Below are 17053 nucleotides of genomic sequence, written 5' to 3' on the forward strand. Positions count from 1 at the left end.
GATTCGAAAGAGAAGCCCCCGTTCCCATAGGTTTGCGCATTCCTTGCGGGGGTCATCTATACCTCACGCACAAACTCATCCGCTTGCGCCTTGAGCCAATCAATCAACCGAGCGATATCCGGCTCCGACTGGCGCCCACTGCGGCAAATGATGTAGTAGGCAGCCGGCGACATCATCACGGGTGCTTTCAGCGCAACCAACGCCCCCTCCTTCAACGCGTCGTATACCAGTGCCGTTCTGCCCAAGGCGATCCCCCCGCCTTTCACCGCGAGGCTGATCGCCAAACTGGAATCAGGGAAGCGGGGGCCATGATGATACGGCGGTGCCGCCAGCCCCTGGAATGCAAACCAGCTCTCCCATCCTGGGCACACTTGATCATCCACCCGATGAATCAACGGGTACCGGGCGATATCCGCCAAGGCAATATCGCCGTGTAACCGCTGAAACGCTGGCGAACACACAGGAAATACCGCATCGCGCATCAGCGGTTCGACATAGTGGTCAGGGTAGTCGCCGTACCCCATCACCACTGCGACGTCGTACTGATGAGCACTCAAGCTGGCGCTGCTCATATCCGCGCTGGTCAACACCAAGTCCAGGTTGAATGACGCTTGAGCATGAGAGCCATGCATCCTGGGAATCAGCCAGGTTGAACAGAGAGAGGATGTGCAGGAGAGGTAAAGCGGCTGAGACTTGCCCGGGTTGAGCGAATGCAGCACAGCGTCCAGCTCTTTGAAAAAACCTTCGGCAACCGGCAACAGCGCCTGCGCTGCCGCCGTGAGCTTGACGCCCCGTGAGTGGCGTTCGAACAACTGCACACCCCACCAATCTTCCAGGCCCGCAATCTGATGGCTGATAGCGCTGGCGGTGAGGTTCAGCTCAGATGCGGCGCGCGCAAAGCTGCCGGTTTGCGCCGCACTGACGAAGGCTTGAAGCATGGGGGTCGGGGGCGGACGTTGGGCCATCAGTTGCTCACTTTGATCAGGATGATCCCGCCAACAATGACGAATGCCGAAAGCATTCGCCGCCAGCCAAACCGTTCATGGAAGAACAGCGCGGCAATAATGGCGCCGATGATAACACTGGTCTCCCGCAGCGCTGACACCTTGGCTACCGCATCCAGTGACAGAGCAAACAACACCAAGCCGTAGGACGCCAGGTAAAACACTCCCCCCAAAATCCCCACCCGCCAATGACAGCGGATCGCCTGGGTCAGCGCCGGGCGTGCCTTGAAAAAAGCCAGTAGCGGGATCGGGATGCTCTGGAACACCGTCAGGTAGATGATGTATTGCAGCACCGTCTCACTGGCTCTCACCCCTTTGGCATCGACTACCGTATAGGCCGCAATGAACGCCCCAGCGCATACCGCCATTAGGATCGGCTTGAACATGTGCGCTGTCATCCTGCGTACAAACGTCAGGCTGATGATCCCCATGCAGATCATCATTACCCCGGCCATAGCCTGAAATGACAGCTGTTCATGCAGTAAGAAGTAGGAAAACAACGCAACCAATACCGGCGGCACACCGCGCATTACCGGGTAAACCTGGCCGAAATCACCAGTCTCGTACGCCTTGATCAGAAACAATCGATAGATCGTGTTCAACACTACAGAGACCAGCACATAGCCCCACACCTCCAGGCTCGGCACATGGACCAATGGTAGCGCCGCCAGACAGATCAGCAATGCGGTGCCATCGACCATCGCCAAGGTCATGAACCGGCTGCTTCCGGCGCGTACAACGGCATTCCAGGTGGCATGCATGAAGGCGGAGATCAAGACAAGGGTGATTGCGATATCGGAGTTGTCCATGGGGCTCGGCTTTGGTTGGTAACAGAGGAGTACGTCATTGCGAACAAACAAATATCAGGGCTTGCGTAACCACATCCGTAGCATATAGCGGTTGAGATCGCTCAACCGCTCAGCATCATTGATTTCCATACATGGAGCATTTTTGTCTATGAAATGTGTACGGGTGTGCAAAAACTTATTGTCCGCGGAAATAAGCAATTGCCCAGGTTCAAGCAGTACCCGATGTTGCACTGTCGACTGGTCAAGTACGGTATCTAAGAAGTTCAACGCTTCAGTTTGTGCACAGGTTAACGGGATGCCCGCTTTAAGGTGAGCAGACTCAATATAGACACGAAAGTACCTAATTAAAGGAATACCTTCTTCAGAAAAGCTCAAGATGGGCGCCTTAAACAATTCTTCATTCTCTGCCATTCCGCGATTCTCAAAAAAGAAATCGCACTTTAGCTCTTCTAGTATCTCCGGAAACGCCATCAACTCTGCATATGCTGCGCTTGCATCAATCAGAATGCTTTCACCACCCAGCAGCGCTTTCTGGCCACATGCCAAGATCAAATAATCGATAGGTAACGGGTCACTCACACCATCGTTATGTACGTAAGCACCCTGCCGGGTTTGATGGTATCTAGCACCTTCTTCAATACTTTTACCTCCCCGGTCGTACACCTCAATCACCTTATGGTCTAGATGGTTCTGCACCATTGGCGCCCCGAGCAACGAGCCGAATGTCCAAACCAGGGATTTAAAGCTTGCGAGGTTATCGTCCTGAAAACCATCTAATATTAAGACATGAGTTTCACGGTCAATCATGTTTCGGATATTATTCAATTCCGCGCTTAGGCTGGGCGAGTGAAGCGGATTGATATAAGCGGGATTCGTATCAAATCGATTACCTTGGATACCTGCCTCAACAATATTTCTTGCGCTTAGCAATTCATCAAATGCTGCTTGAGAGAGTCTGACTTTAGCTACTTCTTGACGAAAATGACTGATGTCTATGTTCATCGCAATCCTTTACGGCGGTTAGTTAAGAGCACTCATTTAACTAACCTCAGCCCTCCTCGAAAAAGCGAAACCTCATCAGCGTAGCCATCAAAGCTCGTCATGACAGATCTTTCATACAGAAAAAATTAGGTAGTCCTTGATGGCCTTTCGTCATGGTTTGTAAAGGGCCAGCAAGTCGTATCCCTTTAAATTGCAGGACGTTTCCGAGACAATCCCCGCCGCCTTGTGCCGGTTGGAATCGGTGGCTAGTCTGCGATCCGTCACTGCTCATCAGTGATCGGGTTTAGTCGCCCGGATTCCAGTTGTGCGCAAGCGGTCACCCTGTTCATGGTGGCTGTGCGCAGGGCACCTTCGGGTGCGCCGGATCCAACTGGCCGGTCGACTAACCTGCGTACAGCCGCCACCCAACGTTTAGTCGCGAAGGGCTCGGCTCCTTACCTACCAGTTGGAGCTACACCATGAATAAAGCCATACCCGATCCGCCCCTCGATCCCGCCAAAACCCGCGCCGCCTTCAACCGCGCCATCGACCATTACCTGCCCAGCCAGGTTTTCCACGCCATCAACGACGACCTGAGTTTCGAAGATGCGTTGCTGTACACCGCCAGCCTGCTCGACAGTGCTTCAGCGACGGCGCTGGATTGTGGCGAGCTGCTGGACAGCCCTGGGCGGGCGAAGATTCTCGCAGTGTGGCATTTGCTGGAGATTGCCAGGACTACGGTGGATCGCTCCATCGAGTGTATGAAGCCCTTGAAGGCAGCGCCCTAAAATGTGGGAGGGGGCTTGCTCCCGATGGCGGTGTGTCAGCAGATATATCCGGCACTGACACGCCGTCATCGGGAGCAAGCCCCCTCCCACACTGAGCGCATTCCAATGCTTAGATCCGACGGCGGCGGTTGAGTTGAGGAATGGCGGTTTGCGGGACTTCAACGCGTTGGGCTTGCGCCACGGTCCTGGCGGCGAGTTGGGCCAATGTGGGTTGGCTGAACACGCTGCGCGCATCCACTTCCAGGCCGGCCTTGCGCATACGCGCCACCAGGTTTACCGCCAGCAGCGAGTGGCCACCGAGTTCGAAGAAGTGGTCATGGCGCCCTACCCGTTCCAGTTTCAACACGTCGGCCCAGATCGCGGCCATCAAGGTTTCCACCTCGCCCTCGGGCGCTTCATAGGCGCGGCTGAGCACCGCTTCCAAGCCGGGTTCGGGCAGGGCTTTGCGGTCGAGTTTGCCGGCGGGGTTCAGAGGCAGTGCATCGAGTTGTACGAAGGCGGCCGGCACCATGTATTCCGGCAGTTGCTCCAGCATATGGGTGCGCAAGGTTTCCAGGCTCGGCGCCTGGCCTCTTAGCGTGAAATAGGCGACCAGGCGCTCATCGCGAATCAGCACCGCTACTTCACGCAAGGCTGGGTGTGCAGCCAGGCGTGCTTCGATCTCTCCCAGTTCCAGGCGCACGCCGCGCAGTTTGACCTGGAAGTCATTGCGCCCGAGAAATTCGAGATTGCCATCGGGCAAATAGCGCACCAGGTCGCCAGTGCGATACAGGCGGTCACCGGCCACGAAGGGGCTGTCGATAAAGCGCTCGGCCGTCATCTGCTCCAAGCCCAGGTAACCCCGGGCAACGCCCACCCCACCGATATGCAATTGACCACTGATGCCCATGGGCACCGGCGCGTCATGCGCGTCCAACACATACAGGCGAGTGTTGTGGATGGCGCGGCCAATCGGCAGTTGCAGGGCCGGTACCGGTGCGCCGGGTTCGAGGGTCCAGGCGCTGCTGTCTACCGTGGCTTCGGTGGGGCCGTAGACGTTGTGCAAGCGCACCTTGGGCAAGCGCGCCTGCACGCCACGGGCCAGGGCTTCGGTGAGTTCACCGCCGCCGCACAATACATCGGTGAGGCTGGTACACAGGGCTGACTCGTCCAGCTCAAGGAACTGCTGCAACATCGCCGGCACGAACTTGATCACGCTGATCTGTTGCTCGCGAATCAGCTGGGCCAGGTACGCCGGTTCACGATGGCCATCGGGCCGCGCCAGCACCAGGCGCATGCCGTTGCTCAGCGGCCAGAACAGCTCCCACACCGAACCGTCGAAGCTGAACGGGGCGCGCTGCAACAAGGCGCCGCCTGCGGCGTTCGGGCACAGTTGCGAGCCCCAGTGCAGCAGGTTGCCCAGGCCACGATGTTCGATCATCACGCCCTTGGGTATGCCGGTAGAACCCGAGGTGTACATCAAGTAGGCCAGGTTGGTCACGCTCAAGCCAGGCACCGAAGGGTTACCGCTCGGTGCCTGGTGCCAGGTGCAGTGATCGAAGTCGATCAACGGGATCGAGACCTCACCCACCACCTCGCGGGTGGCGCCGTGTACCAGCAGCGCCACCGGCTGGCTGTCGGCAAGCATGTAGGCCAGGCGCTCACGCGGGTATCCCGGGTCGAGGGGCACATAGGCGCCGCCCGCCTTGAGAATCGCCAGCAACCCCACCACCAACTCCAATCCGCGCTCCACGCACAACGCTACTCGCGAATCCGGCTGTACGCCACGCGCTTGCAAGTGGAAGGCCAGTTGGTTGGCGCGCTCGTTGAGTTCGCGGTAGGTCAATTGCTGCGCGCCGGCCTGTACCGCGATGGCATCGGGGATTTGCTGCGCATGGGCTTCGAACAGCGCCTGAACCGTGAGGCTTTTAGGGTAGTCGGTAGCAGTGGCGTTGAAGTCCACCAGCAGCGTGTGCAATTCGCTGGCAGGCAGCACCTGCACGTCGCGCAGCGGCATTTTCGGCGTGCGTTCAAGCGCGTCCACCAATCCGTTGAGCGCGGTGTCGAAGTAGCTCAACACGCGTTCGGCACCCTCTGTGCGCGGCGCCTTGGCCTTGAGCCGGAAACCGCTGGCCATGTCGTCCACCGTGAGCATCAGCGGGTAACTGAGGATGTCTTCACTGCTGAGCAAGGCAATGCCCGGCACCAGGTTCAACTCGGGGTCGGCCAAGGTATGGCGGTAGTTGAGCAGGCTGTTGAACAGTGGTGACACGCCGCTGCAACGCTGGGCCAGCGCCAGGGACGCCTGCTCATGGGCGAGCAAGGCGCTCAGTTGCGCGTGGGTGTCGTGCAGTGCATCCACCACGCTTTGCCCGGCCAGGCGCAGGCGCAGCGGCAAGGTGTTGATGAACATGCCCAAGGCTCGTTCGGCCCCCTCGCCGGCTTGCAGGCGGCCAAGCAAGACGGTGCCGAACACCACATCGTCGCGGCCCGCTACACGGCTGAGCGCATGCGCCCAGGCCAGGTGGAATAGGCTCGCGGCACTGACACCCAAGGCGCGGGCCTGGCTGCGTAAACGCAGATTGAGCGTATCGCTGAGCGAGCGCTCGGCCTCTTCGATCTCGGCCCGATTGGCCTGGCGCTCCTGCACGCCGAACGCCAGGGTCGGCTCATCCACATCCGCCAAGCGCTCACGAAAGAACGCCTCGTGGGCAGCCTGGCGTGTGACGCAACGGGCCTGCGCAACCACGTTGCGATAGGGCACGGGCGCGGGCAATTGCGCCTGTTGACCGAGCAGATGAGCGCGGATTTCGTCCACCAGCACCGTGGTCGAAGTGGCATCGTTGACCAGATGATGAAAGCGCAGCCTGGCGACCCAGCGCTGGTTGTGGGGTTCTTCGGCATAATCCAGGGCCATCAGTGGCGCCTGGCGCAAGTCCAGGGGTTCGGCCGGTTCGCGCAGCGGTTCGACCCGCAACCGCGCTTCGCGCCACACCACCTGCATCGGCTGTTCAAGGGCATCCCAGGCCAGGCTGGTGCGCAGGATATCGTGACGATCGATCACCTGTTGCAGGGCCTGGGCAAAGGCATCCAGTTGTTCACGGTGTGCAAAGCTGAACAGCGCCTGTTGCTGGTACGGGTCGCACTCGTCGGTGATGTGGTGGTAGAGCAACCCTTCCTGCAACGGCGCCAGCGGGTAGATTTCCTGCACATTGGCCGCACCACCGGGGATGCCGGCGATGATGCGATCCAGGCTGGGTTGATCCAGGTCGGCCAGCGCGAGCAGCTCCGGGGTGAGATGGGTACAGCCTGGGGGAATCCGATTGGCCGGCACCGCCCTGTCACTGCCGACACACGCCGCCGCCAGCGCCGCCAATGTTGGCTTGCCGAACAGCACCTGCACATCGGCGCGCAGACCGGCCTGGCGCATGCGCTGCACCAGTTGCACCGCCAGCAGCGAATGCCCGCCCAACTCGAAGAAATGGTCATGGCGCCCCACTTGCTGCACGTGCAGCAACTGCGCCCAGATCTGCGCCAGGGTGGTTTCCACACCGTCCTGTGGGGCTTCAAATCGTCGGGTAATAAAGGCTTCCTGGGTCGGTGACGGCAGGGCTTTACGATCAAGCTTGCCATTGGCGGTCAGGGGCAAGGCCTCAAGGCTCATGTAGGCCGCCGGCAGCATGTAGTCGGGAAGCGAGGCTTGCAGGTGAGCGCGCAGTGCTTCGATATCGACAGGCTGACGCTGGATAAACCAGGCCAGCAATTGCCCTTCGCGGCACTGCACCACCGCCTCCCTGATCGCCGGATGGCTGGCCAGGGCCGCTTCGATTTCCCCCAGTTCAATGCGTACGCCACGGATTTTCACTTGGTCGTCATTGCGCCCCAGGTATTCAAGATTGCCGTTCGGCAGCCAGCACGCGAGGTCGCCGGTGCGGTACATACGACCGTCGCCAAAGGGGTCATGCAGAAAGCGTTCGGCACTCAGTTCGGGGCGGTTCAGGTACCCGCGTGCCACGCCTTTGCCGCCGACGTACACCTCCCCCGCCACGCCAATCGGCACAGGGCGTTGTTGAGCGTCCAGCACATAGACGCGGGCGTTGGCGACCGGCGCGCCGATATGTAGCGGCTGGCCCACTGCAACAGCTCCCGATGTGGCAACCACGGTGGCTTCGGTGGGGCCGTAGTTGTTGATCACCGTGAACGTTTGCGCCTGAGCGAACGTGCGCAGGCGGTCACCGCCGATCAGCAAGGTGCGCAAGGTGGGGTGCGCCAGGTGCTGGCTGAAGGCGTATTCGGCGACCGGCGTGGGCAGGAAACACACATCCAACGGCTGCGCGCGCCACCAGGCGAGCAGTGCGTCGATATCTTCAGCGCCATCATGGGCCGGTGGCAGGTGCAGCGTCGCGCCTGCGCACAGGGCCGGCCAGACTTCCCAGGCCATCGCATCAAAGCCAAAGCCGGCGACGCTGGCGGTGTGGCTGCCCGCGTGCAGGTCGAAGGCGCGGCAATGCCAGTCCACCAGGTTCGACACACTGTGGTGCTCGACCATCACGCCCTTGGGCAAACCGGTGGAGCCGGAGGTGTAGATCACATAGGCCAGGTTCGACGGCGTAACCGCCACCTGTGGGTTGCTGTCGATGTGTGCGGTGGCAGGCTCCAGCAGGATCACCGGCACCGTAGACGCAGGCAGCCGCTGGCGCAGGTCGTGTTGAGTCAGGACTGCCACGGGGGCACTGTCGTGCAGCAGGTAGTCCAGGCGTTCGGCGGGATGGGCCGGGTCCAGCGGCACGTAACAGGCGCCGGATTTGAGGATCGCCAGCAGCCCCGCCAGGGTCTCCAGGCCGCGTCGGGCCAGGATCGCCACGCGATCATCCGGTTGTACGCCGTGTGCCAATAGTTGATGGGCCAGGCTATTGGCCTGGCGATTGAGTTGGGCATAGGTCAACTGACGGTTCTGACACACCGCGGCAATAGCATTCGGTGTACGTACGGCCTGCGCTTCAATCCGCCCGTGCAGGGTCTGCGGCATGGCGTTGGGCTGCGCGGTGGCGTTCCAGTGCAGCAGCCGGGCCTGCTCCTCAGGCGGTAACAGGGAAAATTCACCGACCTGCAATGCAGTGTCTTCCAGCCCTTGCTCCAACAGACAGGTGAAACGCAGCGCCAACGCCTGGACTTCATCGTGCTGGAAGTACGCCTCGTTGTAGACGCAATGCAGCCATGCACTGTCCTGATAACGGTTGCTGCGCAGGTGAATGGCGATCGGCAACGCCTCGTGGTGGTTAGAGACCTTGATAGCGCGGGCCTGGACCTGACCGAAGCGCAGGTCATGGTCGTCCTGCTCGTACGACACCGACAAATCGAACAGCTGCCCGCGATCCGTACGCCTCAGGCCCAGCTCACGGTTCATCTCACTCAACGGGAAACGCTGATGACGAAAATCCTGCTTGAGCTGATCACGTATGCCACGTACCAGGGCACTGAAGGACAACGACTCGCTGAACTGAAACCGTACCGCGCTGACCTGGGTGAACATGCCCACGGTGGCGCGAAAAAGTGCGTTGGAGCGGTTGAGAATGGGCAGCCCCACCACCCACTCCTCCCGCTGGCTGGTGCGGGTGAAATACACATACATCGCCGCCAGCAACACATGAAAAGCCGATGCCTGATGGCGGTTGGCGACCTGCTCCATGCGGTTGAGCAGCGCCGCAGGGAAGGCTTGCACGAAGGTGTTGCTCGACGTCTTGGCAGGGTGCTTCGGGCTGAGCAGCGGTTCGGGCAACACGTGGTATTTGTCCAGCCAATACTCGCGGTCGCGGGCGTAACGGGCCGATTGCAGGTAGCGCTGGTCGGCCTCGATAAAATCGATATACGACGTCACCAAGGGCTCCGCGTGCCGGTCCTGCTCCTGGGCGGTGTAGAGCTGGGCGAGGGATTGCAGCAACTGCCCAAAGCCCCAGCCATCGAGGATCAGGTGGTGAGCCTGGATGCCGAGGCGGTAGAGGTCGTCGTCGAGCTTGACCAACATAAAGCGCAACAACGGCTCACCGCTCATGGCGAAGGGCCGGGCCATTTGCGCCTGCATCAGGGCATGGGTCGCGGCTGACGGGTCGGGCAGCGCGCAGAAATCATGCAGGGCCACGTCTACTGGCAGTGCTGGGGCGAAGGTCTGCCGTGGCATGCCGTCGGTGTCGATATGCAGTTGGGTGCGCAACGCATCATGCCTGGCCACCAACTGCGCAAGGGCATGCTGGATGCGCTCGGGCGCTACTGCACCGGCGAAATCGAGATAACCGCCGATGTTGTACAGCGGCGAATCACCCAGGCGCAATTGATCGAGCCAGATGTCCTGTTGGGCGCCAGTGAGGGGAAAGCTGGCCGGCAGGCGGGAGGAATGCTGCATAAGATCCTTCTCATGGGGGTCAGGCACTGGCCGCGCAGGGTGGCCCATTAAGCCGAAGTTGCCGGATTTGAGCATGGGGGCCTGGCGGTGTCTGTCACCCGAAACCCGGACATCCAAACGCACGGACAGGGGTTGGTGGGTGGTTGATTGCTGAAACGATTAAAGCGCTGTAGGACATTGGCTATAAGTAGCCGATGCTGGCATTTCGAATATTTTTCGCGATTAGTCAATTTAATTTAAATATCAAACAGTTAGTCAGCGATAAACATATCCTGCGTGCATTCGTCGGCGGTTTTACTCGCCCGAAACGTCGAATTAATGACGCGATTTTTATGGCAGCTTGTGTCCCTCGTTTCCGCTACATACGTAGGATAAATCCCTATGGCTAAATAAAATCTCGGACGCCGAGTCACGTTCAAGGAGTAAGGATCGTCCTGTTAGAGCCCAGGGCATCCATAGACGGTTTTCGACATCAAGGATGAGATGGCTATGAGTCTGACCCGTAGTATTGGCGACACACGCGGCCCGCATTTCTATGCCGAAATGGGCGAGTTGATTTCAAACAGCGGCGACGAACATTTTGCCGCCAACATGCTGCACCTGGTGGACAAGTGGGTGCCGATTCACCTGGTAGACCTCAGCGAATGGACCCTCGATGAACTGCGCGACCGCGTACTGGACATCAAGTTGCTGGGCAGCGCCGGGCTTAAACAGGATTTGTCTGTACCCCAGACCCTGCACCCGCTGAACGACCACCCGTTGCTGCGGGAAATGCTGCGCATGCAAGACCCGCTGCTGATCCAGATGAAAGCCAAGGCCAACAGCACACATCCGCGGGGCAGCTCACACCAGTGCAACCTGGTCTCGCGCCAAAGCAATCGGCGTTGCGTGATCTCGTTCTACCGCCCGCCGACCCAACGTGGTTTTTCCCTGGCTGAGTTGTCATTTCTCAAATGCCTGTCAGACACCCTGTTGCCACTGATGGAACGGCACGCGCAGATCCTGCGCCAGGCCCACCACACCGAGACCGAGCCGGCCCACAACTTGCTGGAGCAATCGCAGTTGCAGCGTGAGTTCTACAAGCGCCTGTCCCTCAGCGATATCACCCTGTCGGCGCGGGAGCAGGAAGTCTGCCTGGGCTTATTGACGGGAGGCACCGTGCCGCAGATCGCAGAAAAGCTCAGTGTGAAAAACAGTTCGATCGAGACCTACCTCAAGCGCGCTGCCGCCAAGCTTGGCGTGAGTGGCCGACATGGCCTGGCCAAATGGATGGTGGGCGCCTGATGAACAAACTCACGCTCTGCACCGTCGGCGTCGCCTGGATGCTCGGCAGTTGCTCGTTGATCCCCGAGTATCAACGGCCCGCGGCGCCGACACCCGCGCAGTATCCCCAGGGCGGCGTGTACAGCCTGGCGCAGGCCGGCACCCTCACGCAGAACGCGGACTGGCAGCAGCTGTTCCACGACCCGGCGCTGCAACGGTTGATCGGTGAGGCGCTGGTCAACAACCGCGATCTGCGGGTCGCGGCCCTGAATGTGCAGGCTTTTCAGGCTCAGTACCGTATCCAGCGTGCAGATTTGTTCCCGGCGATATCCGCCACTGGCGCCGGCAAGCGCCAGAAACTGCCGCGGGGCGTGACCGGCACCGGCAAGTCGGCAATCACCTCCAACTATTCCGCCACCTTGGGCCTGAGCGCCTATGAGCTGGATTTGTTCGGCCGCGTGCGCAGCCTCAGCGAACAGGCGATGCTCACTTACCTGGGCACCGAAGAGGCGCGTCGCAGCGTGCAATTGAGCTTAGTTGCCAACGTTGCCAATGCCTACCTGACCTGGCGGGCCGATCAGGAACTGCTGGCCCTGGCCGAGCAAACCCTGGTGGCCAACGACCACAGCTGGCAGTTGACCAGCCGCAGTAAAAGTGCGGGCAAAGCCTCGGCGCTGGAAGTGGTACAAGCACGTACAGCGGTGGAAAGCACCCGCGCCAGCGTGGCCCGCTATGAACGCCAGGTCGCCCAGGACCTCAACAACCTCACCCTGTTGGTGGGCGGCCCGGTGGATGACAACCTGCCTTCGCGCCCACTAGCCGATGAACTGGTCGCCCGTGTCCCTGCCGGTTTGCCCTCCGACCTGCTGCAACGCCGCCCGGATATCCTCCAGGCCGAATACCAGTTGCAGGCGGCCAACGCCAACATCGGTGCCGCCCGTGCCGCGTTCTTTCCGTCCGTGACCCTGACGGCCAATGCCGGCAGCACCAGCAAGGAACTGTCGGGGCTGTTCAAGGGAGGCTCGGGCACCTGGACGTTCCAGCCGCAGATCAACCTGCCGATCTTCAACGCCGGCAGCCTGCGTGCCAGCCTCGATTACGCCAGGCTGCAGAAAGACATCACGGTGGCCCAATACGAAAAGTCCATCCAGACCGCCTTCCAGGAAGTCGCCGATGGCCTCGCCGCCCGCCAGACCTTCAACGACCAACTGGACGCGCAACGGGATTTCGTCGCCGCCAACCAGAATTACTACGACCTGGCCCAACACCGATACCGCAGCGGCGTGGACAGCAACCTGACGTTCCTCGACGCGCAGCGGGCGTTGTTCAGTTCCCAGCAAGCGCTGATTGTGGATCGGCTGGCGCAATTGGTGGCGGAGGTGAATCTGTATACAGCGCTGGGTGGGGCATGGGGGGATGGTCACGCTTCCATCGCCCGTTTAATGCAGTAGTTACACCAGTTTCAAGCCGATGTTGCCCGCGATGCCTCGATTGGTGTCAGTAAGCTTGACCTTGCCGTAGTGATCCAGATAACCGTCAACGACTAATCCGACATGGCCCCCGGTGGCTAATGTGCCTATCGCGCCATTCCTCAGGTCTTTCATTGTCGCTGCCACAACGCGCGCGCTGAGCCCCAGGCGGCGCAGGGCCTCACCGGGGTAATCTCCAGTGTTCAGCGCAGCGATGGAATCGTTGAAAGTTTCCTCATCATTATCGTAATACCGCTCCAGCTGGATTCGCTTGGCACTCACCGCAAATAAAAACTTAGCGTGAGTGAGCACATCACTTGGGGCATGGGCTTCAAACCCTGCTTTACCCATGGCATGCCGCAACTCTGCCTGGGTTATATGCAACGTGAAGTCGTCGCGCATAACGATGTTAAAGCCATCAGGGGTGGTTTCTATTTTTTTGTAAATGCCATGGGGGTTATGCCCGAATTTCATCATGGCCGCCTTGATAGCCGCGATGACAACACAATCACCCTTCGCGCCTTGAGTAAAATCACTGAAAATATCGCCTGGCTTTATACCTACCGTATCAGGCGCACCGAGGATAATCGGGCCATCGTCTTTGAGCGCCCGTACGCCCTGGCTGTAGCCGTTTTGAACAGACTTATCAGTGTCGGGCATAACCGATACCCTACGACCGACAGGCGCCTCTTTCATCGTCCGTAAAAAATCCGGCTGGGGCGGCATCTCACGCGTGCGATGAGAGGGCTTATCAAGCATCGCCGATAAGCGTTGCGCTAATACGCCCAGCTCTGTCATCAACCCCGTCAAGCGCTGAGAGCGGTCGTCAGCTTGCTTGTAATCGTGTTCAACCACATCGTCGCGCAGGCTTGAATTGTGCAGATCACCCCCTATCAGGGTTTTGGACAACGCTGATACCTTGCTGAAACCACTCATCACACACTCCTTATCAATAGATATCCTAGCGTTGAGCAAAAACAGTTCTAGACGAGTTTAATGCCAGCTTTCCAATGCATGTCTCTCATCAGCCTTTTCTTGTTTCCATACACGTCTAAATAACCACCCATGACGGCAAGGTCGTGACCGTTGTTCGCAATCGTACCGATAGCGCCTCTCATTAGTTCCTTGATATTGGTGCGAACCATATGCCCTTTCAGCCCCAAGCGAAGAAGACCTTCCCCGGCAAATTCACCATCATTGAGTGTGGCCATAGCCGTCTCGAAACTACGCTTGGCAATGTCATCATTATTTTCCAGCTGCGCCCGTTTCGCGCTCACCGCAAATAAAAATATCGCACTCGTGAACACTGCATTACCTGGTTTAGTCGTCTCGAAGCCTGCTCCGTATTTAGCTTCTTCCAGTTCTTCATCAGTTATTTTCAATGTGTAGTTATCCCTCATAACCACGTCAAATCCATCATCTAACCGAGTGACTTTTTGAAAAACCTGATGAGGGCTATGTCCAAACCTTGCCATGGCTGCCTTGATGGATGCGACTGTCACGCAATTGCCCGTTGGACCTTGATAGAACGCGGAGACAATATCTGCTATTTGTTCCACTGCATTCTGGGCGTTATCCGGTAGATAGAAATTGGGTACTTTGCCAACAGCCGGAGCCTGCCTTTGAGCATTGTTAACAGGCCCTTGCGCCATCGGCGATGAAGGCTGCTGGATCAGGCGCGTCGCGACAACGCCGAGCCTGGTAACCAAATGACGTAAGCTGTTGAACGATGGCGCGTACGTGCCGGGTGAAACCTGATTACGAGCCTCCAGCGATTCTGTCGAAGGCGGCTTCGATAGTGCTGTCGATGCTGTGGCAGTTGGCCAATAAGGAGGTTCACGATAGTTGGGCAGGACGCTTTGAATGGAAGAAACGGACACCGCTATTCTCCAGCATAAAAATAATAGTCAACGATAACGTGACGGCACGTAAATATTGTAACCATACAGGCTTGGGAAACATCTCTGAATGAATCAACGACGCCGAGTAAGCCCATTGTTCTGATGAACGTAGGGCTCATAGGCACCTGCAGCTATTTCCTGTGGACTTAAATGTCGGCCTAACCCTAACCAGATAACCAGCTTTTCCCGATCATGCTCCGCAGTGGAGTTAACCAGAACATCCAGGTAAGTATTAGTCACCTTGTCACTCCAAACATAATTATAGGCATCGGCCCAAGGGGCTCTTTCAATTTGACCACGCTTGCACATCACTCCAAACATAAAGTAAGCGTCTCCGAGCATGCCTTCATCAGCGCCTGCAAACCGGCTGGCCTTTCTTGCCATGCCCAACTCCTTATGGGAAATAAAGAGTTTGAAGTTGTCCTTCATGGTCACATCATATCCACCGTCTACAGCCGTCACTTCATTGAAAACGCTGTCAACTGTCTGGCCGTATTTATCCATCCCCATCTTTATGACTTCTACGAACGTTGTGCGTTTATCGTGGCCCAGCCACGGATAAGGCTCATGTATTGAAGCAAGGCCATTTTTCATGTCCTCCGGTTTTTCACCTTTTCTTTTTCCAGACATCGGCAAGTTAGCAACGTCATACTGCGGGTGCTGGCTGGATATTCGTTTACGCTCGTAGTCATCCAAACGGAGCCCGCCCCTCACACCCCGACCGTCAGCAAGCTCAAGTTCGTCAAAAGGATCAACCTCGTTGTCGTCGTCCGGCGTCGTCAGACTTGAGGGCAACACGGGCGACGGCGTCCACCCCGACGGCGGCACGAAACGCAGGTTTGGCTTGCCCACATCTTCTAAACGAACTTTTATGGGAGGAAGGATCGGTGTGGCGGGTTCAAGCGGCTCCTCGGTCGCGGGCGCGTCTTGGGGAGGGGTTACCGGCACCACAGGTGGGTTGTTCTCCTGCGGCACTGTCCCTAACGACTCACCGAGCAACTTCAGCAATGAGGTCAAGGCGAGCAGATCATTTTTATGATCATTGGAATGTACAGGCGTGCCATCGGCCTCTTTATTCAGGTCAGGTGTGGTGTGAGGATGTATGTCCTCAACAATCGTTTTCAGGGTCCCTACCAGTAAGTTCAAAAGAACACCCAACTCTGAAAAGTCTTCGCGCGCCGCTGGTTTATTACTGGCGGGCGGCCCAGAGACAGTACGCATTTCATTCCCGGCACGACTATGACGCCCGGGCGTAGAATCACTCTGCTCAATGGGTGCTCTACGGGAATACATCTGCTGCGCAGAGTAATAATGGTTTTGCGTCAGCGTTCCAAACATACACACTCACTCTCTCAGTCATCGAATAGGTTGAAACAGGGAGACAGCGCCCCCCCTGCTGCCACTTAAATGTTCGATTACTCAGTGGTGCCCTCGCCCGATAGGTTCCTGTTAGTGGGCCAGCCACTTGTATCAGCAGCCTTCAACGTTGAAAAAATGCGAGGAGAGTTTTCTGTTATTTACGGTTTTTTTCCTGACAGTTGCTGTCGGTAATCTCCAGGCGTCATCTGCGCATGACGAAGGAAAAACCGGCTGAAATACGCCGGGTCCTTGAACCCGAGCTGGTAGCAGATTTCATTCGCGGAACTACCGGTAAACAGCAACAGACGCTTGGCTTCCTGCATCAGCCGTTCAAGTATCAAGCGCTTGGAGGGCAGGTCGGCAATGCGTCGGCACACCTCGTTGAGCCGCGCCGGTGTCACACCAATCCCTTCGGCATAGCGTGCCAGCGGCCAATGTTCCAGGTAGTGCGCCTCCACCAGTTCGTTGAAGCGATGAAAGATGCGCAGGTCTTCATGAGCCATCGGGCGCGCCGGCAGGGCGTGGGCGCACAGGCGCAGCAAGCGGATCATGATCAGGCGCGTCAGACTGTCGAGGGCGGCGGCACGCCCTGCCCGTTCGGCGTTGATCTCACTGCACAGCTCTTCGAATAGCTGATCCAGCCCTTCGGCGTCACCGCCCAGCGCGACACAGGCCGCACCGGAGGCGAGGCTGGGGTCGGCGTCGATCAACCCCCACACCAACTGCTGGCGCACCGTCAACACATGCCCGTCGGCATCGGCTTCGGTGACGAAGGCGTGGGCTACTGTGGGCGGCGTGAGGAAAAACATCGGCCCCGACTCGACGTATTGGCGGTCATCAAGGTAGACCCGCACCGCGCCACTCTTGACGTAATGCACCTGGAAAAACCGGTCATGCCGATGCACGGCCATATTGCGCCCGAAGAACCCCGCCAGGTTGCCAAGCTTGTCGTAATGCACCTCGGCGTCGCTGTAGCGCTGGTCGTAGACCTGCCCGATGTTGATATTGGGAATCGGCTTCACGCGGCTCTCTTCTTGTTGTTCCGATGCCGCTGGAGTTTGCCATGCTTGACGGTAGTTAACATATTAATTATAACGTTA

11 protein-coding genes are annotated in these 17053 nt (G+C 58.4%); 3 read left to right on the top strand and 8 right to left on the bottom strand.

Going from position 1 to position 17053, the window contains the following annotated elements; genetic code table 11:
• Positions 1–56 precede the first annotated feature (56 nt).
• The 3 genes from FRT59_RS07795 to FRT59_RS07805 are packed head-to-tail and all read right to left on the bottom strand — an operon-like array spanning position 57 to position 2815.
• Complete coding sequence (locus tag FRT59_RS07795; protein ID WP_153837933.1) at positions 57–965, bottom strand: LysR substrate-binding domain-containing protein; 909 nt, start codon at positions 963–965, stop codon at positions 57–59.
• The gene (locus FRT59_RS07800; RefSeq protein WP_034120469.1) at positions 965–1813 is read right to left on the bottom strand and encodes an EamA family transporter; all 849 of its coding nucleotides are present in this window, start codon (positions 1811–1813) and stop codon (positions 965–967) included. Before FRT59_RS07800 ends, FRT59_RS07795 begins: the two co-directional genes overlap by 1 nt.
• A gap of 54 nt (positions 1814–1867) precedes the next feature.
• Positions 1868–2815: a TauD/TfdA family dioxygenase gene (locus tag FRT59_RS07805; RefSeq protein ID WP_153870853.1), complete on the bottom strand. Its 948-nt coding sequence runs from the start codon at positions 2813–2815 to the stop codon at positions 1868–1870.
• 458 nt (positions 2816–3273) lie between these two features.
• On the opposite strand from FRT59_RS07805, the gene FRT59_RS07810 reads away from it, so the two are divergent.
• Positions 3274–3582 carry a DUF6124 family protein gene (locus FRT59_RS07810; RefSeq protein ID WP_153870854.1) on the top strand — a complete coding sequence of 103 codons (309 nt, stop codon included), beginning with the start codon at positions 3274–3276 and terminating at the stop codon, positions 3580–3582.
• A gap of 109 nt (positions 3583–3691) precedes the next feature.
• Here FRT59_RS07810 and FRT59_RS07815 read toward each other — a convergent pair whose 3' ends face one another.
• The gene (locus FRT59_RS07815) at positions 3692–9961 is read right to left on the bottom strand and encodes a non-ribosomal peptide synthetase (RefSeq protein ID WP_153870855.1); all 6270 of its coding nucleotides are present in this window, start codon (positions 9959–9961) and stop codon (positions 3692–3694) included.
• 489 nt (positions 9962–10450) lie between these two features.
• Between FRT59_RS07815 and FRT59_RS07820 the strand changes: the two genes are divergently transcribed.
• Both FRT59_RS07820 and FRT59_RS07825 read left to right on the top strand, forming a co-directional pair.
• Complete coding sequence (locus FRT59_RS07820; protein WP_034120477.1) at positions 10451–11245, top strand: helix-turn-helix transcriptional regulator; 795 nt, start codon at positions 10451–10453, stop codon at positions 11243–11245.
• Positions 11245–12675, top strand: coding sequence for an efflux transporter outer membrane subunit (locus FRT59_RS07825; RefSeq protein WP_153870856.1), 1431 nt, complete (start codon positions 11245–11247; stop codon positions 12673–12675). Before FRT59_RS07820 ends, FRT59_RS07825 begins: the two co-directional genes overlap by 1 nt.
• On the opposite strand, the gene FRT59_RS07830 is transcribed toward FRT59_RS07825, so the two are convergent.
• The 4 genes from FRT59_RS07830 to hpaA form a co-directional block, all read right to left on the bottom strand.
• A complete protein-coding gene (locus FRT59_RS07830) occupies positions 12676–13629 on the bottom strand; it encodes a hypothetical protein (protein WP_153870857.1) in 954 nt (317 codons plus the stop codon).
• A gap of 47 nt (positions 13630–13676) precedes the next feature.
• The gene (locus FRT59_RS07835; RefSeq protein WP_153870858.1) at positions 13677–14573 is read right to left on the bottom strand and encodes a hypothetical protein; all 897 of its coding nucleotides are present in this window, start codon (positions 14571–14573) and stop codon (positions 13677–13679) included.
• A 93-nt stretch (positions 14574–14666) separates the two neighbouring features.
• Complete coding sequence (locus FRT59_RS07840) at positions 14667–15932, bottom strand: hypothetical protein (protein ID WP_153870859.1); 1266 nt, start codon at positions 15930–15932, stop codon at positions 14667–14669.
• 179 nt (positions 15933–16111) lie between these two features.
• On the bottom strand, positions 16112–16975 hold the full coding sequence (gene hpaA / locus FRT59_RS07845) for a 4-hydroxyphenylacetate catabolism regulatory protein HpaA (protein WP_034120480.1): 864 nt from the start codon (positions 16973–16975) through the stop codon (positions 16112–16114).
• Positions 16976–17053 lie beyond the last annotated feature (78 nt).

This window comes from Pseudomonas haemolytica (assembly GCF_009659625.1).
GTDB classification, from domain to species: domain Bacteria; phylum Pseudomonadota; class Gammaproteobacteria; order Pseudomonadales; family Pseudomonadaceae; genus Aquipseudomonas; species Aquipseudomonas haemolytica.